22 protein-coding genes and 1 pseudogene are annotated in these 26,812 nt (G+C 60.9%); 11 read left to right on the top strand and 12 right to left on the bottom strand.

Annotation, left to right across the window (positions count from 1 at the left end; genetic code table 11):
• Positions 1–167 precede the first annotated feature (167 nt).
• Genes mksF through mksB form a run of 3 tightly spaced genes read right to left on the bottom strand, consistent with a single transcriptional unit; the run spans position 168 to position 4,973 of the window.
• Positions 168–3,008, bottom strand: a complete 2,841-nt coding sequence (mksF, locus tag AC3IP0_RS24060; RefSeq protein WP_489326070.1) for an Mks condensin complex protein MksF — start codon at positions 3,006–3,008, stop codon at positions 168–170.
• A complete protein-coding gene (gene mksE, locus AC3IP0_RS24055; protein WP_489317241.1) occupies positions 3,005–3,706 on the bottom strand; it encodes an Mks condensin complex protein MksE in 702 nt (233 codons plus the stop codon). Before mksE ends, mksF begins: the two co-directional genes overlap by 4 nt.
• A complete protein-coding gene (mksB, locus tag AC3IP0_RS24050; RefSeq protein ID WP_489317240.1) occupies positions 3,696–4,973 on the bottom strand; it encodes an Mks condensin complex protein MksB in 1,278 nt (425 codons plus the stop codon). The genes mksE and mksB overlap by 11 nt, the downstream gene beginning before the upstream one ends.
• A gap of 219 nt (positions 4,974–5,192) precedes the next feature.
• On the opposite strand from mksB, the gene AC3IP0_RS24045 reads away from it, so the two are divergent.
• Both AC3IP0_RS24045 and rimI read left to right on the top strand, forming a co-directional pair.
• The gene (locus tag AC3IP0_RS24045; protein ID WP_489327835.1) at positions 5,193–5,942 is read left to right on the top strand and encodes an energy transducer TonB; all 750 of its coding nucleotides are present in this window, start codon (positions 5,193–5,195) and stop codon (positions 5,940–5,942) included.
• Positions 5,935–6,387 carry a ribosomal protein S18-alanine N-acetyltransferase gene (gene rimI, locus AC3IP0_RS24040; RefSeq protein ID WP_489317239.1) on the top strand — a complete coding sequence of 151 codons (453 nt, stop codon included), beginning with the start codon at positions 5,935–5,937 and terminating at the stop codon, positions 6,385–6,387. The genes AC3IP0_RS24045 and rimI overlap by 8 nt, the downstream gene beginning before the upstream one ends.
• 85 nt (positions 6,388–6,472) lie before the next feature.
• On the opposite strand, the gene AC3IP0_RS24035 is transcribed toward rimI, so the two are convergent.
• Positions 6,473–6,877, bottom strand: coding sequence for a serine kinase/phosphatase (locus AC3IP0_RS24035; RefSeq protein WP_489317238.1), 405 nt, complete (start codon positions 6,875–6,877; stop codon positions 6,473–6,475).
• A gap of 170 nt (positions 6,878–7,047) precedes the next feature.
• On the opposite strand from AC3IP0_RS24035, the gene can reads away from it, so the two are divergent.
• Positions 7,048–7,692, top strand: a complete 645-nt coding sequence (can, locus tag AC3IP0_RS24030; protein WP_008046121.1) for a carbonate dehydratase — start codon at positions 7,048–7,050, stop codon at positions 7,690–7,692.
• 6 nt (positions 7,693–7,698) lie between these two features.
• On the opposite strand, the gene AC3IP0_RS24025 is transcribed toward can, so the two are convergent.
• From AC3IP0_RS24025 to AC3IP0_RS24015, 3 genes are all read right to left on the bottom strand, one after another.
• On the bottom strand, positions 7,699–8,223 hold the full coding sequence (locus AC3IP0_RS24025) for an SET domain-containing protein (RefSeq protein WP_489317237.1): 525 nt from the start codon (positions 8,221–8,223) through the stop codon (positions 7,699–7,701).
• Between the two features lie 145 nt (positions 8,224–8,368).
• Positions 8,369–9,541, bottom strand: a complete 1,173-nt coding sequence (locus tag AC3IP0_RS24020; RefSeq protein ID WP_489317236.1) for a hypothetical protein — start codon at positions 9,539–9,541, stop codon at positions 8,369–8,371.
• Between the two features lie 95 nt (positions 9,542–9,636).
• Positions 9,637–11,055 (bottom strand): short-chain fatty acid transporter, encoded by a 1,419-nt coding sequence (locus AC3IP0_RS24015; RefSeq protein WP_489317235.1) that lies wholly within the window; start codon positions 11,053–11,055, stop codon positions 9,637–9,639.
• A 200-nt stretch (positions 11,056–11,255) separates the two neighbouring features.
• On the opposite strand from AC3IP0_RS24015, the gene AC3IP0_RS24010 reads away from it, so the two are divergent.
• The 3 genes and pseudogenes from AC3IP0_RS24010 to AC3IP0_RS24000 all read left to right on the top strand — a co-directional run bounded on the left by AC3IP0_RS24010 (position 11,256) and on the right by AC3IP0_RS24000 (position 14,003).
• A complete protein-coding gene (locus tag AC3IP0_RS24010; RefSeq protein ID WP_489317234.1) occupies positions 11,256–12,569 on the top strand; it encodes an MFS transporter in 1,314 nt (437 codons plus the stop codon).
• Between the two features lie 117 nt (positions 12,570–12,686).
• Positions 12,687–13,415 (top strand): annotated as a pseudogene (locus AC3IP0_RS24005) (PAS domain-containing protein); the annotation flags it as partial.
• Entirely contained in the window at positions 13,395–14,003 is a 609-nt protein-coding gene (locus AC3IP0_RS24000; RefSeq protein ID WP_411741583.1) for a methyl-accepting chemotaxis protein, read from the top strand. The pseudogene AC3IP0_RS24005 and the gene AC3IP0_RS24000, both read left to right, overlap by 21 nt.
• 103 nt (positions 14,004–14,106) lie before the next feature.
• Here AC3IP0_RS24000 and AC3IP0_RS23995 read toward each other — a convergent pair whose 3' ends face one another.
• Positions 14,107–14,454, bottom strand: a complete 348-nt coding sequence (locus tag AC3IP0_RS23995) for a DUF6124 family protein (RefSeq protein WP_489326068.1) — start codon at positions 14,452–14,454, stop codon at positions 14,107–14,109.
• Positions 14,455–15,028: 574 nt separating this feature from the next.
• Between AC3IP0_RS23995 and AC3IP0_RS23990 the strand changes: the two genes are divergently transcribed.
• From AC3IP0_RS23990 to AC3IP0_RS23975, 4 genes are all read left to right on the top strand, one after another.
• Positions 15,029–17,821: a type VI secretion system Vgr family protein gene (locus AC3IP0_RS23990; RefSeq protein WP_489326067.1), complete on the top strand. Its 2,793-nt coding sequence runs from the start codon at positions 15,029–15,031 to the stop codon at positions 17,819–17,821.
• Positions 17,818–19,722 (top strand): phospholipase D-like domain-containing protein, encoded by a 1,905-nt coding sequence (locus AC3IP0_RS23985; protein ID WP_489317232.1) that lies wholly within the window; start codon positions 17,818–17,820, stop codon positions 19,720–19,722. Before AC3IP0_RS23990 ends, AC3IP0_RS23985 begins: the two co-directional genes overlap by 4 nt.
• Positions 19,722–21,002: an SEL1-like repeat protein gene (locus AC3IP0_RS23980; protein WP_489317231.1), complete on the top strand. Its 1,281-nt coding sequence runs from the start codon at positions 19,722–19,724 to the stop codon at positions 21,000–21,002. Before AC3IP0_RS23985 ends, AC3IP0_RS23980 begins: the two co-directional genes overlap by 1 nt.
• A gap of 89 nt (positions 21,003–21,091) precedes the next feature.
• Complete coding sequence (locus AC3IP0_RS23975; protein ID WP_489317230.1) at positions 21,092–21,691, top strand: flavin reductase family protein; 600 nt, start codon at positions 21,092–21,094, stop codon at positions 21,689–21,691.
• A gap of 12 nt (positions 21,692–21,703) precedes the next feature.
• Here AC3IP0_RS23975 and AC3IP0_RS23970 read toward each other — a convergent pair whose 3' ends face one another.
• The gene (locus tag AC3IP0_RS23970; protein ID WP_110660939.1) at positions 21,704–22,072 is read right to left on the bottom strand and encodes a cupin domain-containing protein; all 369 of its coding nucleotides are present in this window, start codon (positions 22,070–22,072) and stop codon (positions 21,704–21,706) included.
• A 76-nt stretch (positions 22,073–22,148) separates the two neighbouring features.
• Positions 22,149–22,958 carry an AraC family transcriptional regulator gene (locus AC3IP0_RS23965; protein ID WP_489317229.1) on the bottom strand — a complete coding sequence of 270 codons (810 nt, stop codon included), beginning with the start codon at positions 22,956–22,958 and terminating at the stop codon, positions 22,149–22,151.
• A 165-nt stretch (positions 22,959–23,123) separates the two neighbouring features.
• Between AC3IP0_RS23965 and ddlA the strand changes: the two genes are divergently transcribed.
• Positions 23,124–24,218 (top strand): D-alanine--D-alanine ligase, encoded by a 1,095-nt coding sequence (gene ddlA / locus AC3IP0_RS23960; RefSeq protein ID WP_489317228.1) that lies wholly within the window; start codon positions 23,124–23,126, stop codon positions 24,216–24,218.
• 66 nt (positions 24,219–24,284) lie between these two features.
• Here ddlA and AC3IP0_RS23955 read toward each other — a convergent pair whose 3' ends face one another.
• Positions 24,285–24,656, bottom strand: coding sequence for a helix-turn-helix domain-containing protein (locus tag AC3IP0_RS23955; protein ID WP_095945264.1), 372 nt, complete (start codon positions 24,654–24,656; stop codon positions 24,285–24,287).
• Positions 24,657–24,862: 206 nt separating this feature from the next.
• Positions 24,863–26,695 carry a gamma-glutamyltransferase gene (ggt, locus tag AC3IP0_RS23950; protein WP_489317227.1) on the bottom strand — a complete coding sequence of 611 codons (1,833 nt, stop codon included), beginning with the start codon at positions 26,693–26,695 and terminating at the stop codon, positions 24,863–24,865.
• Positions 26,696–26,812: the final 117 nt, after the last annotated feature.

The following is a 26,812-nucleotide window of genomic DNA, read 5'->3' as shown; positions in this document are numbered from 1 at the left end:
CCGCTCCCACAGGGGACTGGGTTGTTCCCGAAGAAATGCGATCAAATGTGGGAGCGGGCTTGCCCGCGAAGAGGCCCTGAAGTTCACTGCAAAGCTAAATGACACACCTATGAAAAAGGCCGCAATCCATTGGAGCGCGGCCTTTTTCATTGCCTTCGATTCAAGCGTCAGACCGCATCCAGCTCCGGTTCATCCGCTTGTTCATTGACCGTCGTCTTTACCTGATCGTGACGACGTATGTACTTCCAGTCCGCCTCATCGATGTAGATGCCGGCCGGGCCGCTGCCGCCTTCCAGGTCGATGGCGACACTGGCGCAGACCTGCGGCTTCACGCTCGCCAGGATTGGCACGAAGCCCAGTTGCAGGCTGGTTTCCAGCAATGCGGCCTGGTTCTTCTCATCGATGTCCGCCGCCTCGTCGAGGTAGTACGGCAGGCGTACACGACCGGCCTGGTCACGGTCCATCAAGTGCAGCAACAAGTACATGTTGGTCAGCGCCTTGATGGTCATGGTGGTGCCGTTGGAAGCGGCGCCGTCGATGTCGGTGTGGATCACCGGATGGCCGTTGACCTTGGTGATCTCGAACGCCAGTTCGAACAAGTCCTTGAGGCCGAGCTGGTTGTGGTTGGCCGCTACCAGCCGCGCCAGGTATTCCTTGGCCTCTTCGTTCTTGTTGTCCTGCTCGGCGCTTTGGCTCAGATCGAAGACCGACAGGGTTTCGCCTTCTTCGTATTGACCGGCGCTGTGGATGATCTGGTCGATGTGCTTGAGCGCTTCCTTGTTCGGTGCAAGCACGATGCGGAAGCTTTGCAGGTTGGAGACCTGGCGTTTGTTGATCTCGCGGTTGAACAGTGCCAGTTGGTGTTCGAGGCTGTCGTAGTCGCTGCGGATGTTGCGCAGGGTCCGGGCGATGTCCGTCACGGCGGCGCGGCGAGCCTTGCCCAGGGTCAGGGCTTCGTCGGTACGGTGCGCATAGGCGTTGATCAGCAGCTGCAGGCGACGCTCCATATCGTCTTCGCTATCAAACTTGGCCACGCCCTTGAGGCGCACCTGAGCGTACAGCGCTTCGATCTGGCCGTCGGCCCGCAGCAGGCCTTGCCAGCTGTCCTGATAGTCATTGAGCAGCGGCAGCAGGTTGTCCATGGAATCGTCGATCGGGTCCATGAACGGCGTGCCGAACGGCAGGTCCGCCGGCAACAACTGGCGACGGCGCAGGGCGTCGTCGAGTGTGCGTTGCTTGGCTTCCATGTCGCCGATCTGCCGGCCGACCAGTTGCAGCTTGGCCGACAGTTGCTGGACGCGCTCGGTGAAGGCGTCGCTGGAACGCTTCAATTCGTCCTGAGCGGCTTCCATCTGCGCCAACTGTTCCAGCTTGTCGCCTTCCTCGGCGCTCAGGGTTTGCGCGCGACGGAAGTCTTCCAGGGCTTTTTGTGCGTCCAGCACTTGCTGGTACAGCGCTTCGGTCTGGGTCTTGCTCGCGGCGCGGTCGGCGGCCACGGCCTGCTGGGTCTTCAGTTGCTTGAGTTCTTTGTCCAGGCGTTCCTTCTGGTCGCGCAATGCAGCGCGGTCAGCCAGGGCCTGCAATGCCGGCGGCTCGATGTGCGAGATGTCGATGGACAGGCCCGGCACTTCGAAGTGTTCGCCTTTGAAACCGTCGAGGATCAGTTCCACGGATTTCACCCAGTCGCCGTTCTCGTCGAGGGTGATGCCATGCTCACCCAGCGGCAGGCTGAACAGTGCGCTGTTGAACAGGCGCATCAGGCGTTCGACGTCCTGTTGCGAGAACTCTTCGCGCAGGCGGGCGTAGCTGTTGTTGTCGGCGTGATCGAGTTGCTGCTTGACCGACTTCAGGCGTTTTTCCAGGTCGCGCAGGCGCTCGTCCAGGTCTTCGGCGCTGAACTGTCGAGACTGCGCCAGCGCACCGGCCAGTTCGTCGTGGGCGTCCTTGGCGGCCAGCAGTTGCTGCTCCAGTACCTTGACGTCATCGACCAGGGCAAAGCGATGCTTGAGCACCGACAATTCGCCGAGCCAGCGTTGGATGCCGGTGATTTCCCGCTCCAGACGCATCAGTTCCTGGGTGCCACCGCGCTGGTCGTTTTGCAGGGCATCCTGCTCGTTGCGGTAGTGCTCGGCCTGAATGGTCAGTTCTTCCTTGCGCGCACTGGCGTAGTCCGACCAGGTGCCGAGCAAGGAGTCGAGCAGCGGCGAGATCCGGTGCAGCTTGCCGCGCAGGATCTCGCGTTGCTTCACGCCGTTGGCCAGGGCTTCGACCAGCGGGCCGGCGGCGACCAGCGAGTTGTAGTCCTGCTCCATGCGTCGTACATCGCGGAACGCTTCTTCGCACGCGGCGATGTAATCGACGCTGCCGGAACGCAGGCTGTGCTCGAAGGCATCGAGGAACAGCTGCTTGAGCTTGGCCGCGGTGATTTCGCGCATGTGCAGCAGGTTGATAAACAGTGCGCGGAAGGTCTTCAGGCTCTGCTCGCTGGTGGAGCGCAGCGGAATCAGAGTCAGGTCCAGCGGAATCGAAGTGTGACCACCGACAAGCAAACGGCGCAGTTCATCCGGTTTGAGCTCGTAGGCTTTCAGGCCTTCGCGCTCAAGGTTGGTGAACAGTTCTTTCTGGCGCAGACAGGTGTCGTTTTTCTGGTAGTGGGCCAGGTCCAGTTTGCCGGCATAGGCAAAGAACTGGTGACCGAAACCGCCGCCCGGGCCGCGGCCGACCACACCGATCACGTGGGGGCCGTGGGGCAGGTTCACTTCGACCAGGATGTAACTGGTGTCCGAGGCGAAGTAGAAGCGCCGGGACTGCTCCAGGCTGTACTTGCCGAAGCTCATGTCCGACATGCGCGCCAGGATCGGGAACTGCAGGGCGTTGATCGAGGCGGATTTACCGAGGTTGTTCGCGCCGTACACCGACAGCGGCTCTTCCAGCGGGAACAGGCCGAGGCTGTAGCCGGCGGTGTTCAAAAGGGCAAAGCGGCGGATGCCGTAACGTTCCTTGCTCATGCGTCGAGCTCCTGTTCTTCGGCGATGGCGCGGGCCAGGGCGTCTTCTTCGCTTTCGTCTTCAAATTCCGCGAGGTCGAGCGGATCGTCGGTCTGCAGCAGTTTTTCGTCGCTGTCTTCGTCGATCAGTACCGGCACCGGCAACGGCAGGACACTATGCAGACTGGCGGCCAGATCGCGGTCCTGCTGCACCGACAGGCACACATCGAGGAAGCGGTGCATCGGCGGCAGGAAACGGTAGATGCCGTTTTCTTCGCTGGCAAAGCCGAGCTGGGTCATGCGCCGCATGATCTTTTCTTCCAGCTCGTCCTGGGTCTGCACTTCGGCCTGGATGAACAGGTCGCGGTACTTTTCCAGCAACGACGGCAGCTCATCGCGGCCGAGGCTGCCGCCATCGAGCACGGAGATCGGGTCGCGGCCCTGGTCGGCCAGGTGCTCGACGAGGATGAAGGTGAACAGCGCAAGACGCTGCGCGGTCTTGTTCACCGCGGCGGCAGCGAGGTCCGGCACGAAGTAGTAGAAGCCGCGGGTGTCGCAGACCAGTTCAAAGCCCAGGGCCTTGAACAGCGTGCGGTATTGGTCCTGAAAGTTCGACAACTGTGTGTACAGCTCCGGATCGCGGCGGCTGACGTGGTAACCCTTGAACAGCTCGCGAAAGATCGGTGCCAGATGGGACAGTTCGGATAGATCAAGATGCATAGGGAGTGCTCGCAGAATCCTCGGCGGCGGTGTCGCTGACCGAGAGCAGGGCGAAGGAGCGCAGGCTGACCTGGTGCTCGTGGGTATGGTATTGGCGACGTTCCAGACGCTCGCGCTTGAAGCGTTTCTCCCGCGACAGGCGCGAGAACCAGTACAGCAATTCGTCGGTGGCGCCGTCCGGTTCCTGCTCCAGCAGCCAGGTCATCAGGTCCGGCATCGGCAAGGCGTCTTCGCAGCGTTCGAGCATTTCCCGAACGGTGCGTGGCGCCCGTGGCGCTTCGCCTTTCTGGGTCTTGTGGGCCTTGGGGAAGCGCGCCGGTTTCGGTTCGAAGCGGGCCAGCGCATAAACGTAGGCTTCGACCTGGCTGGCACTACCGAGGAAGGTGCTCTGCGGACGGGTGAACATCGGCATCGCCGCTTGCGGCACGGCGTCGATGCCTTTGCGGCGGATCATCGACAGGGCCAATGCGGCGCCACGGGTCACGGCGTTGTGCCGGCGCGCTTCTTCACGCAGCGGCAACAGCAGCTCGCGGGCGTGACGCAGGGTCAGCTGGGCGCTGGTCTGCATTTCGAGGATGCGCGCGTGGGTGCGCAGCAGCATGTCGTCGTCGACCAGGTGGCCGAGGCGTTGCTGTTCGCTGAGCATCTTCAGCAGGACGGTTTCGACCTTGCGCACGCCTTGTTCGAAGGCGCCGTCGGCGTTCACCAGATCAATCATCGGCTCGACGTATTCGTCCCAGGTCGCCAGCACTTCAGCGTAACGCTGGCGCAACGGAATCTGCCGGTCGCTGGTTTTCGCCCGTTCGGCGACGGCCACCAGTGCCTGTTCGTCGTTATCGAGCTTTTTCAGCACGTCACGCACGCGCATGTCGAGCAGGCGCAACTGGCGCGCCAGGTCATTGCCGTCGCGGATATCGAACGCGTCCTGGATATAACCGGCCAGACGCTCGAGGTGACGCAGGTAGGCTTCGATTTCCAGGCACAGGCCCAGGCGGTGTTCACGGCGCAGGTAGGCGAGGAAGTCGTGAATCTGTGCATTGAGCTCGAAACGGTTCGGGCTTTTGGCCACGGGAACCAGGATATCGAGGCGAATCCACACATCCAGCAGGCTGGTGATGTCCTGCGGCGTACTGTCGAGTTGCTGGGCGGCCAGTTGCGTGCGCAGTTCGTTCAGGCTCAGTGTGCCTTGGTCGAAGTGCTCGCACAGTGGCTCCAGAAGTGCCCAGTGTTCAGCGAGGGCGCGCAAGACGCGCTTGGGTTCGATCATCGGAATGGCCGGCTGGTTGGCGATTAAAAGCCGCGATTGTACTGCATCGGGGGCAATGCGATTCAATCTCGGGACGGGCTGTCGCCTTCTTTTCGGTAAAGTGCATCGATCAACTGCGGGCGATCTTGAGCGAACGGCGGTAGAATCAGCGCACTTTAGTTATCCACAAGTGGCCGACCTTTGCTTATCGAGTCCCGTCGTCGCGCTTATCTGGCCGCCATGCAGGTGGTCAACTGGCTGCCGCGCACCGAATTGCCCTTTGCCGCGCCGTCGCGGCCCGAGCTGCTGGAGGAGATCCCCGAGCCGGTTGTGGTCGCGCCTGTCGTGCCAGCAGTTGTGGCTCAGACGCCCGTGGCGCCGGTGGTCAAGCCGGCTGAGCGGGCGAAGATCGAGGTGCCACGGCCATCGCTGGCGAGCACTCGCACCGGGGCCAAACCGGTGGAAGAGGCCGAAGAAGCCCCGGTCGTGGTCAAGGCGCCGGTCGTGCCCCCCCCGCGTTTCGCCCTGCAATTGCTACGGGCCGGGCGTTGCCTGCTGCTGGTGGAGTTACCCACAGGCGAACCCTTCCAGACGCGCGATCCTGCCTATCTGCTGCTCAAGGACATGCTGCGCGCCGCCGGTCTGCCGGACAGCCCGCAGATCGTCGGTGAGCCGGTGCGTTGGCCGCTGCTGGTGCGTGGCACGATGGATCAGGGCCCGGAAGCGGCCCGCGACTTCGTGCAAGGTTTTCTCTCGGTGCGCATGGAAGAAACGCCCTGCGCCTGTTTGTGGCTGATCGGCCTGCCGGCGGTGCGATTTGCCGGCGAAGCGGATGCCGAGGCGTTCAATCGCGAATTGCAGATCGAAGGCCTGGGCTCGGCCTGGGCGGTGCCGGGCCTGGAATTATTAATGGAAGAGCCACAGCGTAAGGCTGATGTCTGGCAAGCCATGCGTCGGCTGATGGCGCGCTGGAAAGAATCGAATGAGTGACGCTGTATTGTTTCGCCCGATGACCGAGGCGGACCTGGAGACTGTACTGAAAATCGAATACGCGGCCTACAGCCATCCCTGGACCCGCGGGATTTTCCTCGATGGCCTGGGCAAGTATCAGATCTGGCTGATGTTCGAAGGTCAGCAACAGGTCGGCCACGGTGTGGTGCAGATCATCCTCGACGAGGCGCACCTGCTGAACATTACGGTCAAGCCGGAAAACCAGGGCCGTGGCCTGGGGCTGACATTGCTTGAACACTTGATGTCGATTGCCTACAAGGCCGACGCCCGGGAGTGTTTCCTGGAAGTGCGCGACAGCAATACCGCTGCGTTCAAGCTGTATGAGCGATATGGTTTCAACGAGATCGGCCGGCGTCGGGATTACTACCCGGCGGTGGGCGGGCGCGAAGATGCGGTGGTCATGGCCTGCACTTTGGTGGATTGAGCTTGTAGGAGCTGCCGAAGGCTGCGATCTTTTCAAGGATCAAAGGATCGCAGCCTTCGGCAGCTCCTACGGATGTCCGTAGAGCTCAACGTTTTTTGTCGAGAGGATCGCGCCGCGCCAGTTCAGCCTCATCCAGGCCATTGCCGCCGCCAATATCGTCCTCATCGACGATGCTCAGTTCCCAATCCGCGCGCTTATCATCGCCCGCCTCATGGGCATCCCGGGCGCCGTCTTCACGGATCAGGGTTTCCGGGCTCAGGTCGTCGTCGGTAGGTTGATCGTCACCGGTCGAAGCACCGGTCAGACCCGCTTCGCGTCCGCGCTGGCGCGGCATCCGTTGCTCGCGCTCCTTTTCCGGCGGTTCGTCACCGATTCTGGCGCTGGGTTCTTCGGTGTCGAAATCCAGCTCACGCACCGAGCCCATGCGGTCTTCGTTGTCATCGACGGGTTCCGGTTGCACCGCATCGTACGGACGTCGTGAATCATTCATGGCAATTCCTCATACTGTAGGCCTTACTACGGTTGACCCGCGTGGCGACCGAGAATTCCACCGGCATGGAGCCCCGTGTGTTCCGGATCAGGAGAGCATCTGCATTTCGCGCGTGACCCCGACGGACGGTTGTCAGTCAAAGCTGCGCATCATTCTTGAGGCTTCAAAGCATGAACGAATTACAAGATCTGATTGATAACAACGAGCGTTGGGCCGCTGCGATCAAGGAGGAAGATCCTGACTTCTTCGCCAAGCTGGCTCGCCAACAGACCCCTGAGTTCCTGTGGATCGGATGTTCAGACGCCCGGGTGCCGGCCAACGAGATCGTCGGCATGCTGCCGGGCGATCTGTTCGTACACCGTAATGTGGCCAACGTCGTGCTGCACACCGACCTCAACTGCCTGTCGGTGATTCAGTACGCGGTCGATGTACTCAAGGTCAAACACATTCTCGTCACCGGCCACTATGGCTGCGGCGGTGTGCGTGCTTCGATGCAGGATCGCCAGTTCGGTTTGATTGACGGCTGGCTGCGTTCGATTCGCGACCTCTATTATGAAAAACGCGAAGAACTGGCCAAATACGCCACCGAAGAGGAGCGCGTGGACCGCCTCTGCGAACTCAACGTGATCCAGCAGGTAGCCAACGTCGGGCACACCAGCATTGTGCAAAACGCCTGGCACCGTGGGCAGAGCCTGTCGATCCACGGCTGCATCTACGGCATCAAGGATGGCCGCTGGAAGAGCCTGAATGCGACCATCAGCGGTTTCGAGCAACTGCCGCCGCAGTACCGCCTGCGTCCGTTCGAACCTCTGTGAAACCCTTCAATACAGACTTCGCCGACGCCACTGTTGCAAAAACAGCTGGCCGTCGGCGTTCGGCTCTTCATCGTAGCCGGTAATCCAGCCACGGCACTCGTATGAGCCGCACTGGCAGGCGAACTGGCGTTGCAGTTTGTCTTCGGTCGCGGCGAAGTCCATGGTCAGCCAGTCACCCTTGCTGATGTCCTTCAGCGCCCATAACCACAACTCGCTCAAGTCCAGGAAGACATTGGGGTCGCAGGAGTGTCGCAACAGTCCGCAGAAGCGCGGGTCGTAGACGTGCACACCCGGGGCAAGCTGGCGGGTATGCCGGCAGCGATAGGGCAGCAAGTGCCCCGAAGCCCGGCAGAGACGAGTGATTCGCGGGAATTCGCGCCGTGCGGCAATAGCCGTGGCTTCGCCCTTGGCGTTTTCAATGATTTCGAAGTCGGCCAGGGAAGGAAATCCCAGGTGAACGGGCAGCTCCGAAAAGGGGTAAACACCTTGCGGCGGTTGTGGGCGTTTTCGTTGAGGGGCGTGAGCTTTCATAACGATCCCTGTCTGCTGGGTGCTGCGACTTCCTTGCGCCGACGATCCTGTCGGCACAGCAGCACATGGGTTCAGCCCAAGCCTCTCGCAGATACTACGGGCGGTCTACTGTCATAAGTGACAGATTTGGCCGCCGTTCATCGGGTTAAAACGGCGGAGCAGGTTTCGCCGTGGCTGGCGCCGGGGCCTTGAGCTGCTTGAGCTGGGACACGATCGAAGTTGTCGCGCATTTGCCCACAGCCTGCTGGGGCGACAGGTTGCGGATCGAGATGTAGAACAGCTCGCAGGTTTTTTCTTTCTGGGCCACTTGCCAGGTTTGCCTGCAGGTATTGAGCTCAACGTCCGGATTGCTGTCCGGTTGGCGGCCCATGGCGGCCTGCCAGCACGCGGCACTCAAATCCTGGCCCATGACTTTCAGGCCTGCCGCATCGGCCTTGGCCTGAGCGTCACTACCGGTATAGCTTGCCGGATCGGCGGCATACCAAATGTAGCTCGGGTGGTTGGAGCCCAACACGGGGACTTTTACGCCGTTGTCCGGGGTGATCTGGACCAGGCCCAACACGTTCACCGTCTGCCCGTATTGCTCTTTGATCCAGTTACGCACCGGTGCGCCGAAGGCGACCATCGGTAGCGCTGCGCCGCTGGCGTTCAGGCTGACTTCCTTGACCATGGTGGTCTGGTAATCCTTGAAGTAGCCGTAGACGCCTTCGAGGTCCTTGCCCGCGTTGGACGGCGCGGCAATCGGGGCGATGTCGATGATTGTCTGGTAACCCGGCGTCTGCCCGGCCGGGATGCCGTTGGCGGTCAGCAGCGTGGCCCAGCGATCCGTGGTGGCGGACCTCAGGTAATCCTGGGCCTGGGTCAGCGAATAGTCTGGCGGGAAGTGCAGCAGTTCGACGCTTTTTCGGTTTTCCAGGGCCATGCCCAGCGGCAGGAACAGGTACCAGCTATACGCCCACTTGCCATCGGCATTCAGTTTGCTGGCGCCGTTGTAGGCCAGGTCACCGGCGTCGAGCAGCGCGGCCAGGGGCTTTTCATAGCCGTTGGGTACGCCGTTGATTTCGGCATAAAGCTGATTGTTATCGGTCTTGATCAGAACCTTCGCCCCGCTGTAGCCATCACGCTGCACGCTTTGGGTCAGGTAATGCTCGACGGTCTGTTCTAGCGTCCAGTTGCGAAAGCAGATCACGTTGCAGTTGTTGGGATAGGCGAAGAGACGGGTAACGCGTTCGGTACTGCCCAGCTTCAAATTGACATCGGCGTGGGCGGTGGTGCTCAGGGTGAGGGCCGCGAGAGTGAGTGCCGCGAGTTTGAACATGCTCAGATCCTTTTCAGCGTATTAAGACCAGCAGTTACTGAAACAGACAGGGCGGAACAAAAAGGGCTGATATCAATACCGGCCCTTTTTTATGGTTACGGCATCACCGGCGGCGTATACGCCAGCGTCGTCCCCAGTGCCCATAACAACACTAGCACCAGTGGCGTGTGTACCAGCAACTGCACGAACGAGAAGCCGATCAGGTCCCGCGCCTTCAACCCCAGTACACCCAGCAACGGCAGCATGTAGAACGGGTTGATCAGGTTCGGCAAGGCTTCGGAGGCGTTGTAGATCTGTACGGCCCAGCCCATGTGATAGTTCAGGTCATTGGCCACCTGCATCACGTACGGCGCTTCGATGATCCACTTGCCGCCGCCGGACGGAATGAAGAAGCCAAGGATCGCCGAGTACACGCCCATCAGCAGGGCATAGGTGTCGTGGGAGGCAATGCTGACGAAAAAGGTCGAGATGTGGTGCGCCAGGGTCTGCGCATCGGTGCCTTTGACCGTGGTCATCAGAGCGGCGATCGAGCCATACAGCGGGAACTGGATCAACACGCCGGTGGTGGTCGGCACTGCGCGGGACACGGCGTCCAGAAAGCTGCGCGGACGCCAGTGCAGCAGGGCGCCCAGCATGATGAACAGGAAGTTGTAGGTGTTCAGCCCGGAAATCGCGCTGATTGCCGGTTTGGTCGAGAACTCATGGAACAGCCATCCGGCTGCCAGCAATACCAGCAGAATCGTCAGCAGCGGGCTGTGTTCCAGCCATTCGCCGGGGCGGGTGCGTGGTTGCAGCGGTGGCAGGTTGAAGCTCGGGTCGACACCGCACGCCTTGGCGTCACGCGCCGAGTTCGGGCCTGGCGCGGTGGCGTAGGCGATGATCAGCGAAATCACGATCAAGGCCAGCAACATGGCACCGGACTGCCAGAGGAAAATAGTCTGCGTGAACGGAATCACCCCGGTGATCGACAGAATCGATGGCGGCAGGCTGGCCGGGTTGGCCTGCAATTGTGCGGCCGATGACGACAGGCCCAATGCCCACACGGCACCGAGACCCAGGTACGCGGCGGCACCGGCGGCGCGGTAGTCCATTTTCAGATCGGTGCGGCGGGCCAGGGCGCGCACCAGCAGTCCGCCGAACACCAGGGACAGGCCCCAGTTCAGCAACGAGGCGACCATCGAGATCAGCGCGACCCAGGCCACGGCGGAGCGGCCGTTTTTCGGGAGCATTGCCAGTCGGTCGATCAGTTTCACCGCCGGTGGCGAACTGGCGACCACATAACCGCCGATCACCACGAAGGCCATCTGCATGGTGAAGGGAATCAGGCTCCAGTACCCGTCACCGAACGCCATCGCGGCGTCGGTAGGCTTGGCACCCATCGCCATGGTGGCCAGGGCCACGATAATCACGGCCAGGGCAGCAAACACCCAGGAATCGGGAAACCAGCGTTCGGCAAAACTTGAGCAGCGCAGGGCAAAGCGGGCGGAGCGGCTATCTTCGATATCAGCGGCCACGGGGGTACCTCGGATTTTTATGTTTTTTTTGGTCTTCGGGGCAGTAACCGCCCGTCCGGACAGGCGCCAACATTAATTCAAGCCGAGGATTTTTGCGGGGCTGTTTCGTGGCTATGAGACTTTGGTCTAACGGGTTGTCCGCCGGTGCGTTTGCGTAGACCATGGGCGCCTTGGTTTTTGCCTGTGCCAGAGTTCTTTTCATGACTGCCAACACCGATTCGCGCCCGACGCCGTTCAACCGCTCGGACTACAAGACCCTCGGGCTCGCCGCTCTCGGCGGGGCGCTGGAAATCTACGACTTCATCATCTTCGTGTTTTTCGCCCTGACCCTCAGCCAGTTGTTCTTCCCGCCTGAAATGCCCGAGTGGCTACGCCTGCTGCAAAGTTTCGGGATCTTCGTCACCGGTTACCTGGCGCGACCGCTGGGGGGCATCCTGATGGCGCACTTCGCCGACCGTATGGGGCGCAAGAAGGTCTTCAGCCTGAGCATCCTGATGATGGCGTTGCCCTGCCTGCTGATCGGGATCATGCCGACCTACGCGCAAATCGGCTATTTCGCACCCTTGCTGCTGTTGGCCCTGCGCATCCTCCAGGGTGCGGCGGTGGGCGGCGAGGTGCCCAGTGCCTGGGTATTCGTCGCCGAGCACGCGCCCATCGCCCATCGCGGCTATGCCCTGGGTTTCTTGCAGGCGGGGTTGACCTTCGGTTATTTGATCGGCGCATTGACCGCGACCTTCCTGGCGCAGGCGTTCACTCCGACGGAAATCCTCGATTACGCCTGGCGTTACCCCTTCCTGTTGGGCGGCGTGTTTGGGGTGATTGGCGTGTGGCTGCGTCGCTGGCTCAGCGAAACCCCGGTGTTCATGGCCATGCAGGCGCAACGCGAGGCGGCCGGCGAACTGCCGCTGCGCACGGTCTTGCGCGAGCATCGGCTGGCCATTTTGCCGGCGATGATTCTCACCTGTGTGCTGACCTCGGCCGTGGTGGTGTTCGTGGTCATCACCCCGACCATGATGCAGAAAACCTTTGGCATGACCGCCAGCCATACCTTCGCCTTGAGCGCACTGGGTATCGTGTTCTTGAACATCGGCTGCGTGCTCGCCGGGCTGCTGGTCGATCGCATCGGCGCCTGGCGCACGGTGATGCTCTATAGCCTGCTGCTGCCGCTGGGCATCGGCGTGCTGTATGCCTGCCTGATCATGGGCGGCGACTGGATCGGCCTGGCCTACGCCGTGGCAGGGTTGACCTGCGGGGTGGTCGGGGCGGTGCCATCGGTGATGGTCAGCCTGTTCCCTGCGCGGATTCGCGTCTCGGGCATCTCGTTCACCTACAACATTGCCTATGCCGCATGGGCGAGTGTCACACCGCTGTTGTTGATCGGTCTGATGCCGTGGAGTCCATGGATCTGCGTGATGTTCAGTGCGGTGATGGGGGCGGTGGGCGTGGGCAGTGCGGCTTATTTCGGTGCGCGGATGCCGAGAATCGCAGGCTGTTCTGCGGCTGGCGCGCATTGATTGTGCGCGTCGTAACTATTTTTACAGGACAGGCCTGAAACACGCTTAAGTAAATGTTTCCAAGGCCGATGGTTAGGCTGCATATCGCTTTCTACCCCTGTCCATCGGTGCTTTCCCATGTTCAATAAACGCTTGAAGCAGGAGCTGTCGGCTCTTCGTGAAGAACTCTCCAGCCTTCAGCAAGTGAAGGAAAGTCTGGAAAGCGAGATGCTGGTGCTGACCCTCGACAGCGATGGACGGGTCCAGTCGGTCAATCAGAACTTCCTTGGCGAAATGCATTACAAGAGCGGTGAGCTGATTGGCCGACACATCGACGACTTGGTCCCGGATCACGTGAAATCCGATGAATTCCAGCTGCGTTTCAAGAACGCGCTGACCCGTGGCGAGCACTTCGCCGGCACAGTGCGCCTGTTGCGCGGTACCGGCCAGGAAGCGTGGTTGCGTTCGATCCTGCAACCGGTGCGCTCGGCGGATGGGCGGATCAGGCATTTTTCGATCTTCTCCAGCGACCTGACCCGCACCATCGAGGCCTCCCGCGAACACGAGAACCTGATCGGCGCACTGGTGCGCTCCACGGCGGTGATCGAATTCGACCTCAACGGCAACGTGCTTGCCGCCAACGACCGCTTCCTCAGCGGCATGGGTTACAGCCTGGCGCAGATCAAGGGCAAACATCACCGCATGTTCTGCGAGCCGGCGGATTACAACAGCGCCGAGTATCAGAACTTCTGGCGTCGCCTGAACGCGGGCGAATTCGTGGCCAACCGTTTCAAACGAGTCGACAGCCATGGTCGTACAGTCTGGCTGGAGGCGTCCTACAACCCGGTGGCCGATGCCAACAACAAGCTCTACAAGGTGGTGAAATTCGCCACGGTGATTACCGATCAGGTCAATCAGGAACAAGCCGTCGCCGAGGCCGCCAACATTGCCTACAGCACCTCGCAGCAAACCGACCAAAGCGCCCAGCGCGGTAACGCCGTGGTGACCCAGGCCGTGGACGTGATGCGAGACCTGGCCAGGCATATGCAAACCGCCGGCGATGGCATCGAAGCCCTGAACGAGCAGTCGCTGGTGATCGGTACCATTGTCAAAACCATCAGCGGCATTGCCGAGCAGACCAACCTGCTGGCGCTCAACGCGGCCATCGAAGCGGCGCGTGCGGGCGAGCAGGGCCGGGGCTTCGCCGTGGTGGCGGATGAGGTTCGGCAACTGGCTTCGCGCACCAGCCAGGCCACCGACGAAATCGTCCTCGTGGTGCGGCAGAACCAGGACATGGCGCGTAACGCCGTGGCCCTGATGACCGACGGCAAGCTTCAGGCCGAGCAGGGCCTGGCACTGGCGGCGGAAGCGGGTACGGTGATTGTCGAGATCCAGGACGGCGCGCAGAAAGTGGTCAATGCGGTGGGGCAGTTTGCCAATCAGTTGTCCAACTAGTGTCTGATCGCTAAGAGATCGCTGCGTGCAGCAACTCCTACAGGATGTACGCCAATCCAATGTAGGAGCTGCCGCAGACTGCGATCTTTTGATCTTTTGATTTCTATTCGGGCGGATCAATCCGATACAGCGCCCGGTTCACCGCCAGTTCCCCCAGCATGATGACTTGGGCAATCCCCAACAGCGTATTGCGACTCGTCCCCTCCGTACGATCAGCCAGATCCATGGTCATGACGTTTGCCGAGGCCAGCGATTCGCAGGCATGGGTGAGCAGGGTTTCGGCATGGAGGTCCGTGTTGACGATAAACATGGTGCAGAGCTTGCGTGGGGTGGCGCGGATGTCAGCGGCTGAGGGGATACGTTCGGACGGCTCGTGAAGTGTATTTGAATCGAGGGTTTCTGAAGACGTTTCCGGATCGGTTTCCGGGGGGGTAGGTGTCGGTTTGAACATAGATGAAACTCCATATGGGATTGATGGAGTCATCACCCTCGCTACCAAACGAAAGGTGGTGACCATGCGAAGGTTGGTAGACCGGCCCATATGGCAAACCCGGCGCACCCGAGGGTGCCCTGCGCATGGTCACCATTGATACAAGTGCCGTAGAAAAGCACCTGGAAATGGTGACGCTATACGCCATATGAGGACGGGCTACCAAACCCGATCGCTGTTTTTTTTCAGCGACCAGCAAACGATAAAACCCAGCCCCAAGGCGTACAAGCCGGCGGATTCTGGAGTATGTGTAGGCAACGACGCAAGGCGCTGTGGCTTTCACGAAGTAACCTTGAGGGCTTTTAAACACGCAGGGGTTGCGCTCTGGAGTGGCGTTCCACCCGAACGGTTTAACCCTGTCAAAAAGCAGCCGCGGCACTGGGCGCCGACAAGATAGCGAACGGTCCTACAGGTTAGTGGTGTTAACACTCGGACGCATCCTACGAGTGCGCCGGAAGCATCCTATATCAACCTTTTTTTCCTTCCTGAAAGCTGTCGAGCGCTTGAACGGGGATGGAAATGAAGCCTCCCCCGAATGTCCCAGGGAGGTCCGTACTTGAACACCATTCTGCCCGTCTTCTTCGACCACAGCCGCCACAAACTACAGATCGATGGCCTCGACACCCACCTCGACGTCCTTACCTTCGAGGGCCATGAGTACCTCAGCCAACCCTACCTCTACCGCATCGAATTCACCGCCAGCGACCTCGACATCGGCGCGGAAAAATTCATCGGCCAGTACGCCGAGTTCAGCCTGTACGACGCACCGTCCAACGTGCCCGTGTTCGACTGGGAAGTGCCCAGGCCGCCCAAGCCCATGCGCACCGTCTATGGCCGCATCACCGCCTGCCAACGCCTGTCCGGCTCGGTCGACGAAGCCCGCTACGAAGTCACCCTGCAACCGCGTCTGGCCCTGCTCGATCGCGGCCAGCAAACGCGGATCTATCAGCACCAGTCCGTGCCGGACATCGTCAAAAGCATCCTGCGCGACCGCCATGGTCTGGACACGGGGCACTTTCGCTTCAACCTCAAGCGTGACTACCCGCAACGCGAGCAGGTGATGCAGTACCAGGAAAGCGACCTGGCTTTCATCAGCCGGATCCTGGCCGACGTCGGCATCTGGTTCCGCTGCATCCAGCACGAAGAGCTCGCCTTCGACGTCGTCGAGTTCTGCGACGACCAGCGCTGCTACCAGTTCGACGTCGAACTGCCGCTGCGCTCGCCGTCGGGCTTCAGTAACAGCGAGCAGGACAGCGTCTGGGATCTGCAAACCCACCACCGGGTGGTGGAACAGCACGTCAGCGTACGCGCCTACCACCCCGACGACAGCCGCGCCTACCTCGACGGCGAGGTCGACCAGACCCTCGGCGAGCCCGCCACCCACGGCGAGCCCGCCACCCACGGCGTGGCCACGACCCGCGGCGTCGCCGACAACACCTACGGCGAGGCCTACCACTACGCCGAACCCTACCGCGTGCTCGGCAAGTCCCACCTGCGCGACGAAGACCTGCAAAGCGAAAGCGGCTTTTTCTATGCGCGCCTGCGCCACGAACGCTACCTCAACAACCAGACCCACCTCAGCGGCACCAGCAGCAGCGCCACCCTGGCCCCGGGCCAGGTCCTGACCATCAGCGGCGACGCCCCCAAGGCCTTCGCCTCCCGCGTGGTGATCACAAAGATCACCACCCGCGCCGCCCGCGACCGCAGCCTGACCTGCGATTTCGAGGCCATGCCCTACGCCCTGCGCCTGTGCTTTCGCCCAGAGGTCCCGCCCAAACCACAGATCGCCGGCACCCTGCCGGCGCGCGTTACCCACCCCCAGAGCAACCCCCTGTACACCGAAATCGACCTGCAAGGGCGCTGCCGGGTCAAGTTCCTCTTCGACCGCGACACCTGGCCCGCCGGCCGCGAAAGCAAATGGCTGCGCCAGGCCCGCGCCTACGCCGGCGACACCTACGGCCTGCACCTGCCGCTGATCGCTGGCACCGAAGTGGCCATCGCCTTCGAACAGGGCGACCCGGACCGCCCCTACATCGCCCACGCCCTGCACGACGACCAGCACCCGGACCTGGTGACCCAGCGCAACGACCACCGCAACGTGCTGCGCACGCCGGCGAACAACAAGTTGCGACTGGACGACACGCGGGGGCAGGAGCACGTCAAGCTCAGTACCGAGTATGGCGGCAAGAGCCAGCTGAACCTGGGGCATCTGGTGGATGGCCAGCGGAAGAAGCGTGGGGAAGGGTTTGAGCTGCGCACCGATGACTGGGGCAGTTTGCGTGCAGGGAAGGGCGTGTTCATCAGTGCCGATGCGCAGGCCAAGGCGCAAGGCGCGGTGCTGGACATGGACGCCGCCGTGGCCCGCTTGCAACAGGCCGGTGAACAGCTGCAACAACTCTCCAGCGACGCCCAGACCGCCACTGCCGAACCGGCGGACGTGGCCGCGCAACTGAACCTGTTGCGCCAGGACCTGGAACAGCTCAAGTCCCAAGTCCTGCTGCTCAGCGCCCCGCAGGGCATCGCTCTCACCAGTGGAAAGCACCTGCAACTGGCGGCCAAGGACAACCTGATGCTCAACGCCGGCGGCGAGGCGGACCTCAGCGTGGTCAAGCGTCTGTTCATCGGCGTGGGGCAGGGGGTGAGCCTGTTCGTGCGCAAGCTCGGCATCAAGCTGATCGCCAATCAGGGCCCGGTGAGTGTGCAGGCACAGAACGACAAACTGGAACTGATCGCCCGGCACGGCTTGGACATCACCAGCACCGAAGATGAAATCCACATCACGGCGAAGAAGAAAATCGTCCTCAATGGCGGCGGCAGTTACCTCAGCCTGGATGAGTGTTGCATCGAGTCCGGCACGGCGGGGGATCACAAGGTCAAGGCGGCGTACTACGACTACAGTGGCCCGGCGAGCATGAAGGCCACGCACCCGGACTACCCGCAAAGCCTGTCCAAACAGACGCTGCGATTCAACGTATCGCAAACCCCCAACGCCAACCACCAAGTCTGGGCAGGCATGCCCTACACGCTGTACGCCGACGGCGCCGAGCTCAAGCAAGGTGTGCTGGACGCTTCCGGGCAATTACTGATCGATCATCAGGTGGTGACACGGGGCTACCGATTGGTCATGGCCAACGGTGTGACCTACCAGATCCCGGTGCCAACCGAATACCGCAACGCCGGACAGGCGGAACTCGCCAATCGCGGCCTTCACAACCATCCCTCGCAAGCCCACGCCGAGGTGAGTCAACCCACATCGCACACGGATCACCGAGGCCTGTATGTCACGGTGATGGAAGGAGCCAGTGATCAGGAAGGGAAAACACAATGAGCCAATACGAGATCGTCACGCCGGTCGCACTCCAGCACACCCAAAAGGTGACCTGTACCCCGCCATGGTATGTGCGCAATACCGAATACCCTCCCGCCATGGCGACTTATCAACCATTGATCAATGGCGAAGAAACGTTCCGGGCCGTGCACCTGGCCATTTCAAAGGCCAAGGCAACTGTCGACATCATCTGCTGGGGCTTTCAGCCATCGATGTATTTCATCCGCGATGGAATATCGCCGCGTATCGGTGAATTGCTGATGGCCATGGCTCGCGAAGGCGTCAAGGTGCGGATACTGGGGTGGGAAATGCCGTTTAACAGCGCGGGTTTTGCCGACGAAGCCAATCTACCCGGTAAAGGCCCGTACCGGATATACGACCGGGCGATGCAACCCTCCACGGCTGAGCAATATGCTTATGACCGCCAGTGGTTTGCCAACTGTTCGCTAGCCGACAACATGGCCGCTGCGCATCTGGCGGCTCGCAACACGCCAGTGTTCGTCAGTCGCGGTTTCAGCGTGTTTGAAAGGGCCGAAATAGCCCATCAGGCGATGTACAAAAGTCTCGACCCGCAGGTCAGCGCCACTACGCAATTCATCCTGACTGCGACAGCGACCCATCATCAAAAAACCGTTCTTGTCGATTATGAACTGCCGGACCGTGCCATCGGTTTCGTCATGGGTCACAACATGCTCGACGAGTACTGGGACACCAACGACCATCTGGCGGTGAACCGTGACAAGGACACCAAACCCGCCCCCAACAAGGGCCCGCGTGGCGATACCCCACGTCAGGATATTTCCAGCCAGGTCAGCGGGCCCATCCTGGAACACCTGCACCACAACTTCGCCAGCGCCTGGCGCAAGGAAACCGGCGAAAACTTGCTCGACCTGCGCCAAGCCAAAGAGATCGGGCCGCAGTTGCAATGCTCTCCGGACGCCACCCGACAGATCGCGCAGATCCTGCGCACCCAAGCCCAGGAGGGCAAACGGGACATCGAACAGCTCTACCTGCAAGCCGTCAACAACGCGACCCAGTTCATCTACATCGAAAACCAGTATTTCCGCTGGCCGCCACTGGCCGAATTGATCAAGGCCGTCGCCGCCGGCCAGACCAAGGCCGGGCGCGACCCCGCCGTACATGGCCCCTTGCACCTGTTTGTGATCACCAACGCAAGCAAGGGCGGCATAGGCTCCGGCACCGTGAACACCCAGCGCATGCTGGAAAGCCTCGGGCATGGTCATACCATGCCAAAAATCACCGAGCTACGGCGCACCGAACAGGCAAAAGCGCAGGCTGCCGCACTGGAAACCAGCTTTGGCGAACGCCTGGAGCGTCAGGCGTTGCTCATGCTGACGGGCCTTACCGACGCGATGGGAGGAACCGATCTCAGCGATAAAGCCAGGGAAGCTCAACGGGACAGTGCTTCGGACAACAAGTGGCGGCAGGCGGTGCTCAGTGATGAAATCAGGGCAATTGAGCGAGATGCTTTCGTTCGTCCTCCGGAGTTACCCGGTCTGAAAGTCCACGTGTGCTCGCTGGTCGCCCCCGATTCGCCGGCGGGTAAGGAATGGATACCGGTGTACATCCACTCCAAGCTAATGATCGTCGACGATGTGTTCACCACTCACGGCTCGGCCAACATCAACACCCGCAGCATGCAGGTGGATAGCGAACTGAACATTGCTCATGAGTGGGCGAGTGTGACGCAGGCGATGCGACGGCGGTTGTGGGAGATGCATACGAATGGATTGGGCGCACAGGATGATCCGGAGGAGGCGTTCAAAGCCTGGGAAGACATCATCAAACGGAATAAGAATTTTCAATCCAAACAATTGATTCCCTATGCCCCCCTCGTCGAGTTCTATTTCGGCGAATCCGACCTGTCGGACCTCGACTGATGCGCCGGGTCTTGTTGCTGACATGTCTGCTGCTGGTCGCCTGCGATACCAGTAATCCTACTTCTACTTCGACCAAGGAGACGCACTTGAACCCATTAACTGAAGTCAAGGCCAAGCTGGCTTTCAGCTGTGTACACGAGCAGATCCCTGCGGCCTCCGCCGAAGCCGATGTGCTGTTCCATTACACACGCTGGTTGCAAAAAAACAACCAGCTCAAGCAGGACAAGGCTGTTGATGCAGAGATCGAGCGCTTGTTCCGCATCGCCAGTGAAAATGGCCACTACAAGGCCAATATCAATCTGCAGAACGGTGCCATGCGCGGTACTTTCAAACTCCGTGGTGAAGAGCATTTGCGCATGAGTGAGCAACTGATCAACGCCGGAGTGGCAACGGGATATTACTTTGTCGGCATCTTCCTGCAGAACGGTTCGGCGGGGCTGCAGAAAGATCACGAAATAGCGTTGCGTTACTACCGTAAAGCCGCCGATGAAGGTAATCCGCTAGCTCAAGCCTATGTCGCAGACAAGTTGGCGCCGATCAACATTGCCCCGGACGTTGCCCGGAAAATGCGCCGTTGCGCGGCCGAGCAGGGGCACGGTGATGCAGCCTCCGACCTAGGTGTTGATCTGTCGACAGATGGTCATTTTCAAGAAGCACTTGATGGATTCCAACTTGGCGTTGCGGCCGGTGACAGCACTTCGGCGTCTTTTTTGAGCGAGGGCTTCCGTGGTCCGGAGCCGGATGATCGGTTGTACTACCTCGGCCAACAGGAAGACCTCGAACGCGCCGATCGCTACAAAAAAATCTGGAAAATCCTCTCAGGCTATTCCTACGCCAATCCCAAAGTCCCCGAAATCAACGAAATCCTCCCGCTGCCGCCTGCCCCGTTGCCCGCCTGGGACGGCAAGCTCCAATGGCTCGAAGAACGCCTGGCCAATGTCCCCCCTGAAAAACCCAGCGAAGCGCTAATCAACCAACTGGCCAAAGCCAGGCTTCTCGACCCGGCCACTGGAAAGGGTCTACCGGGATCGCCTGCATTCAGCCAATCTCATTTGTCGGCACCGAACTGCCATAGCGGCCAAGCCTGTCCGGTAAGTGGATACTGGAAGGTGGGCTGGCTTCCCCGTCACCACTCAGTAGACAGGAGCGTCGCCCGGTATTTCGAACAGGGCGAGATCTTGCCGACACAACTGGTCCAGCGCTACCAGATGCGCACTTGGCCCTTTTCCGACAGGATCACACGACACGAACAAGCGGTTGAATGGTACCTGCTCGGGTGATGGACCACTTCGAAGGAGCGACCGCAGGCTGCGATATTTTCGTTTGGGATGTCGTTACAATCGGCTCTTTTCCCCAGGAGCAGACTTCCATGAGCGTTTCCCACCGCCGTCCGGTTCCCTTGGTCAAGGCTTATCGTCTGCTCAATCATGGCCCGACCGTGCTGGTCAGCGCGGCCCACGGTGGTCAGCGCAATATCATGGCGGCAGCCTGGGCCATGCCGCTGGATTTCGAACCGCCGAAAATTGCCGTGGTGCTGGACAAGTCCACCTGGACTCGCCAGTTGCTGGAAGCCGCGGGCACTTTTGTGCTGAACGTGCCTTGCGCCGCCCAGGCCGACATCGTGCAGACCGTCGGCTCGACCTCCGGCCTGGAATTGACCCGGGGTCAGGGCCGCGACAAGTTCGAGACCTACGACTTGCAGACCTTCACCGGCGAGTCGGTCGATGCGCCGATGCTCGAAGGCTGCGTGGCCTGGCTGGAGTGTCGCCTATTGCCGGAGCCGAACAATCACCAGCAATACGACCTGTTCCTGGCCGAAGTGATTGCCGCCCAAGCCGACGAGCGCGTGTTCAGCGAAGGCCGCTGGCACTTCGAAGGGCAGGATGCCTTGCGCACCCTGCACCATGTCGCGGGCGGGCATTTCCTGAAGATTGGCGATCCGGTGGACGGCAAGACCCTGCCGGTGTGAGCCAGTTGGCGCTCAAATCCACAGATCATTCTCGGCCGTGCGTTCGCCACCTTCGCTGCCGGTGTTGAGCACACCCTTGGGTTCGATCAGCAGGAGCTTTACCTCCTGATCGGCGCAGGGTTTGTGTTCGACGCCTTTGGGCACCACATACATTTCCCCGGCGTTCAGCAGCACGTGGCCATCACGAAAGTCGATGCGCAACCGGCCTTCCAGAACGATGAAGGTTTCGTCGGTATCGACGTGGTCGTGCCAGATGAAATCCCCCAGCAGCTTCACCACCTTGAACTGGTACTCGTTCATTTCGGCGATGACCCGGGGTGACCAGTGGGAATCGATCCGGCTGATTTTTTCAGCGAAGTTCAGGCTTTCGTAAGCAGTCATGAAACAGCTCTCGCGGTTGTTGGTGAACCCACGATAGCCAGCGGCTCGATGCGCTTCTTGTACGATTGTGCGTGGCTCAGCGGCGCTGCATCTTCATCCAGCGGGCCGGAGACAGGCCGTAGGTTTTGCTGAATTGCCGAGTCATGTGGCTCTGGTCGGTGAAGCCGGCGATCAGCGCTGCGCTGACCAGCGTCTGCCCCTGAATCAGCAGCGTGCGGACCATGTCCAGACGCCGCATGGTCAGGTAGCGATAGGGGCTGGTGCCGAACAACAGGCGAAAATCCCGCGACAGGCTCCAGCGATCCCGGCCACTGTGCTGCGCCAGTTCATCCAGGGTCACCGTGCGATCAAGGGCGCTGTGGATGTATTCCCGGGCGCGCTGCGCAGCGATGTAGTCGAATCCCGAGCGTTTGGTCGGGACACCGCCAACCGTGCTCAAGGCTTGTGCCAGATCGAACAGCGCGTCCTGCTCTTCCAGTGGGTCGAGCGGGCAATCCAGGCTGCGCAGCAGCGCTCCCGTGGCGGCGAACAGACGTGGGTCGTTCGACAGCCCGGTCTTGATGAACGGCAGCGGCTGACCGCCGAGCATCTGCTGGATCAGCGCCGGTTCGATGTACATCATCCGGTACTGGAAACCGGACTCGGTGCCGGCCTCGCCATCGTGGGCTTCGTCCGGGTGCAGCACGATCGTTTTGCCCGGCAGGCTGTGACGCCTGCCACCGCGATACTGAAAACTCTGCACCCCGGCCAGGGTGTGGCCGATGGCATAGGTGTCGTGGCGGTGAAGGTCGTAGCCATGGCCGGCAAAAAACGCCTCGAAACGCTGCAGCCCGCCGACATCGGGCGCGCGATGGAACCAGTCATTGCGGGGCAGTTGCTTGGCCATGGTGATGATCGTCTTTGGATCGATGTGCAACACGGTAACCCAGGCAGCGACTTCCTGTCTTCTGATCGGAAGGGGACATGTGCGCTAGAAAACCAGGGGCAAATACTGCACTGTGTGGCCATTCTCTGCAGGTCGTTTTTTCTATTCGTCAGGTGAGGCCAGGTCATGAGCAAGTTGCGCGTGGGGATCATTTTCGGGGGCCGTTCGGCAGAGCACGAAGTGTCGCTGCAGTCGGCGAAAAACATTGTCGATGCGCTGGATCGTTCACGTTTCGAACCGGTGCTGATCGGCATCGACAAACAAGGCCACTGGCACCTCAACGACCCTTCGAATTTTTTGCTGAACCAGGAAAACCCGGCGCTGATCGCCCTCAATCAGTCCAATCGCGAACTGGCTGTGGTGCCGGGCAAAGCCAGTCAGCAACTGGTGGAAACTTCCAGCCAGGAAATGCTCGGTCACGTCGATGTGATCTTCCCGATTGTCCACGGCACCCTCGGTGAAGACGGTTGCCTGCAAGGCTTGCTGCGCATGGCAGATCTGCCGTTTGTCGGCTCCGATGTGCTCGGCTCGGCCGTGTGTATGGACAAGGACATCAGCAAGCGCCTGCTGCGTGATGCCGGCCTGGCGGTGACGCCGTTCGTGACATTGACCCGCGCCACGGCGGCGCGCACCGGGTTTGCCGAGGTGCAGGGCAAGTTGGGTTTGCCGCTGTTCGTCAAACCGGCGAATCAGGGATCATCCGTGGGCGTGAGCAAGGTCACCGACGAGGCTGAGTACAGCGCTGCGGTGGAGCTGGCCATGAGTTTCGATACCAAGGTGTTGATCGAATCTGCCGTCAGCGGCCGCGAGATTGAATGCGCGGTGCTCGGCAACGAAGACGCCATCGCCAGTGGCTGCGGCGAAATCGTGGTGCGCAGCGGGTTCTATTCCTACGACAGCAAGTACATCGACGACACGGCTGCTGAAGTGGTGGTGCCGGCCAACATCAGCGTCGAGGCCAGCGAACGCATTCGCGCCATGGCCGTCGAGGCATTTCAGGTACTAGGCTGCTCCGGTCTGGCCCGCGTCGACGTATTCCTGACCGACAGCGGCGAAGTGCTGATCAACGAAATCAACTCGCTGCCCGGCTTCACCCGCATCAGCATGTACCCGAAACTGTGGCAGGCCACCGGCATGACCTACAGCGAACTGGTGACGCGACTGATCGAGCTGGCGCTGGAAAAACACCAGGTTCGGCAGGGGTTGAAGATCAGTCGATAAGCAGAGTTTTGCATCGCCCGTATTATCGATAGGTATGCTTGCCAGAGCCGCCCCTGATCAAACCGGTCAAGCGTGCTTGACCGGCTTGATCAGGCTCTGAGCGGGTATCCCGAACAGTTCGTGCAGTTTCCAGATCATCGGAAGCGTCAACGCTCGCTTGCCATTGAGTACTTCATAAACACGATTTGTGCGGCCGATGGCGGGTGCAAGATCGGCGGCGGACAACCCGGACTGCTCCATTCTGAACTTGATCGCATCGATAGGATTGGGTAAGTCGACCGGGAAGTGCTTCGACTCATACGATTCGATCAGCGTAATCATGATGTCAAAGTAATCTCCCTCGGGAGTGCCAATTTCTGGTTCATTCTCAAACAGTGCAGAGACGCTCTTGAGAGCGGCGCGGTAATCCTCTTCGGTGTGAATGGGATGAATGTTCATGGGTTACTCCATTTCGACGTTATCAGCGTCGACCGTGTCGTACTGCTTGTGAGTGCCGATAAATTTTAGGTACGCGGCGCGGAAACTCTAACCAGTACGCAATTATTTGCGGGTAGGAAAAAGCAGCGGGAGAGAGGCGACCAGGACTCTTTGCCTATAAAAAGGGCCTACCCACCGGTAAGCCTTTTCTCATCCCCATGTACGACTCAATCCCCCAACGCTTGCCCTTCACGCCGCGGATCGGCCCCGCCTGTCAGCGATGCTTTGCCTTGGGCGTCCTTGACCCGGACGATCGCCTGGGTGCCGCTGGTCATGTCGATCTCGCTCACGCTGTGCCCTTTGTCTTTCAGCGCCTGAATCAGCATCGGGCTGAACTGTCCCTGTTCCAGTTCGGTCGGGCCATTGCGGCTGCCGAAGTTGGGCAGGTTGATGGCGGCTTGGGCATCGAGGTTCCAGTCGAGCAGGCCGATGGTGGATTTGGCCACGTATTCGATGATTTGCGAGCCGCCGGGGGAACCGACGGTGGCGAGGAATTCGCCGTTCTGGCGGTCGAAGATCAGGGTCGGGGCCATGGAGGATCGCGGGCGTTTGCCGGGCTCGACGCGGTTGGCGACTTTTTGCCCGTTTTCCTCGGGGATGAACGAGAAGTCGGTCATCTCGTTGTTGAGCATGAAACCCTGAACCATGATGTGCGAGCCGAACGCTGACTCGATGGTGGTGGTCATCGACACGGCGCCGCCTGCGTCATCGACGGCCACCACTTGCGAGGTGGAAATCCGCAGCGGCGAACGGTCCGGCGCATAGGCCACCCGGATGCCCGGTGGAGTGCCGGGTTTGGCCGTGCCCATGCTGCGTTCACCGATCAGGGCGGCGCGGCTGGCGAGGTAGGCCGGGTCGACCAGGCCCTTGACCGGCACGGGCACGAAGTCTGTATCGGCTAAGTATTGAGCACGGTCGGCGTAGGCCAGGCGTTCGGCTTCGGCGATCAGATGCACGGCTTGCGGGTCGGGTTCGATACCGGCCGGGGCCGTGGTCTTGACCGGTTTCAGTGGTGCCAGCGCCAGGCGTTTATCGCGAGTCTCCAGGGCTTGCAGCGTGCCGAGGATCTGCGCCACGGCGATCCCGCCCGACGACGGCGGCGGCATGCCGCAGACCTGCCAGCGCTTGTAGTCGGTGCACAGCGGCGCGCGCTCCTTGGCCTGGTAGTTGGCGAGATCGGTCAGGGACAGGCTGCCGGGGTTGGCGTGTCCCTGAACTTTGGCCGCGATTTCCTCGGCGACCGGGCCTTTGTACAGGGCATCCGGGCCTTCATGGGCGATGCGTTTGAGCACGGCGGCCAGTGCCGGGTTCTTCAGGTTTGTGCCGGCGGCTTTCGGGCTGCCATCGGCATTGCGAAAGTAAGCCATCATTTCCGCTGAGCGCGGCATGGACGAATCCGCGGCGATCAACCGGTGCAGGCGTGGCGAAATGGCGAAGCCTTGCTCGGCGAGCCGGATGGCCGGTTCAAACAGCTGCGCCCAGGGCAGGCGTCCGTGTTTTTGATGGGCCAGTTCCAGGGCGCGCAGCACGCCAGGTGTGCCCACCGAGCGACCGCCAATCTGCGCCTGGGTGAACCCCATCGGTTGTCCATTGGCTTGCAGGAAAAGCTTCTCGGTGGCGCCGGCCGGGGCGGTTTCACGTCCGTCGTAGGTGCGCACGGCCTTGCCATCCCAGAGTACGATCAGTGCGCCGCCACCGATGCCCGAAGACTGTGGCTCGACCAGCGTCAACACCGCTTGCATCGCAATCGCCGCGTCGATGGCCGAGCCGCCCCGGCGCAGCATCTCCCGCCCGGCTTCGGCCGCCAACGGGTTGGCCGCCGCGGCCATGTATTTCTCGGCGTGTTGAGTTTTCAGGTCGGTGCGGAAGCCGGAAGCGCTTTCCGGTGCGAGCGGCAGGGTCGGCACCGAGGCGTTGTTGCACGCGGCCAGGGTCAGGGTACTGGCGAGCAGAATCAGGGCTGGCAGGCGATAGCGGCGCAAAGGGTAGGTTGAGAACACGTGGGGTACTCCGTCCGTTGGATCTACAATCAGCCGACTTTATCGGCCGACCGGGAGGGACGCAAACCGAGGCCTGCGGCACCGATGTTTTTGTCCTTCATCAATGGCGGGATTTTC

Source organism: Pseudomonas sp. GL_103 (genome assembly GCF_057835175.1).
Note: the sequence above shows the minus strand (reverse complement) of the source record. Positions and strands in the feature narration are given on the sequence as shown.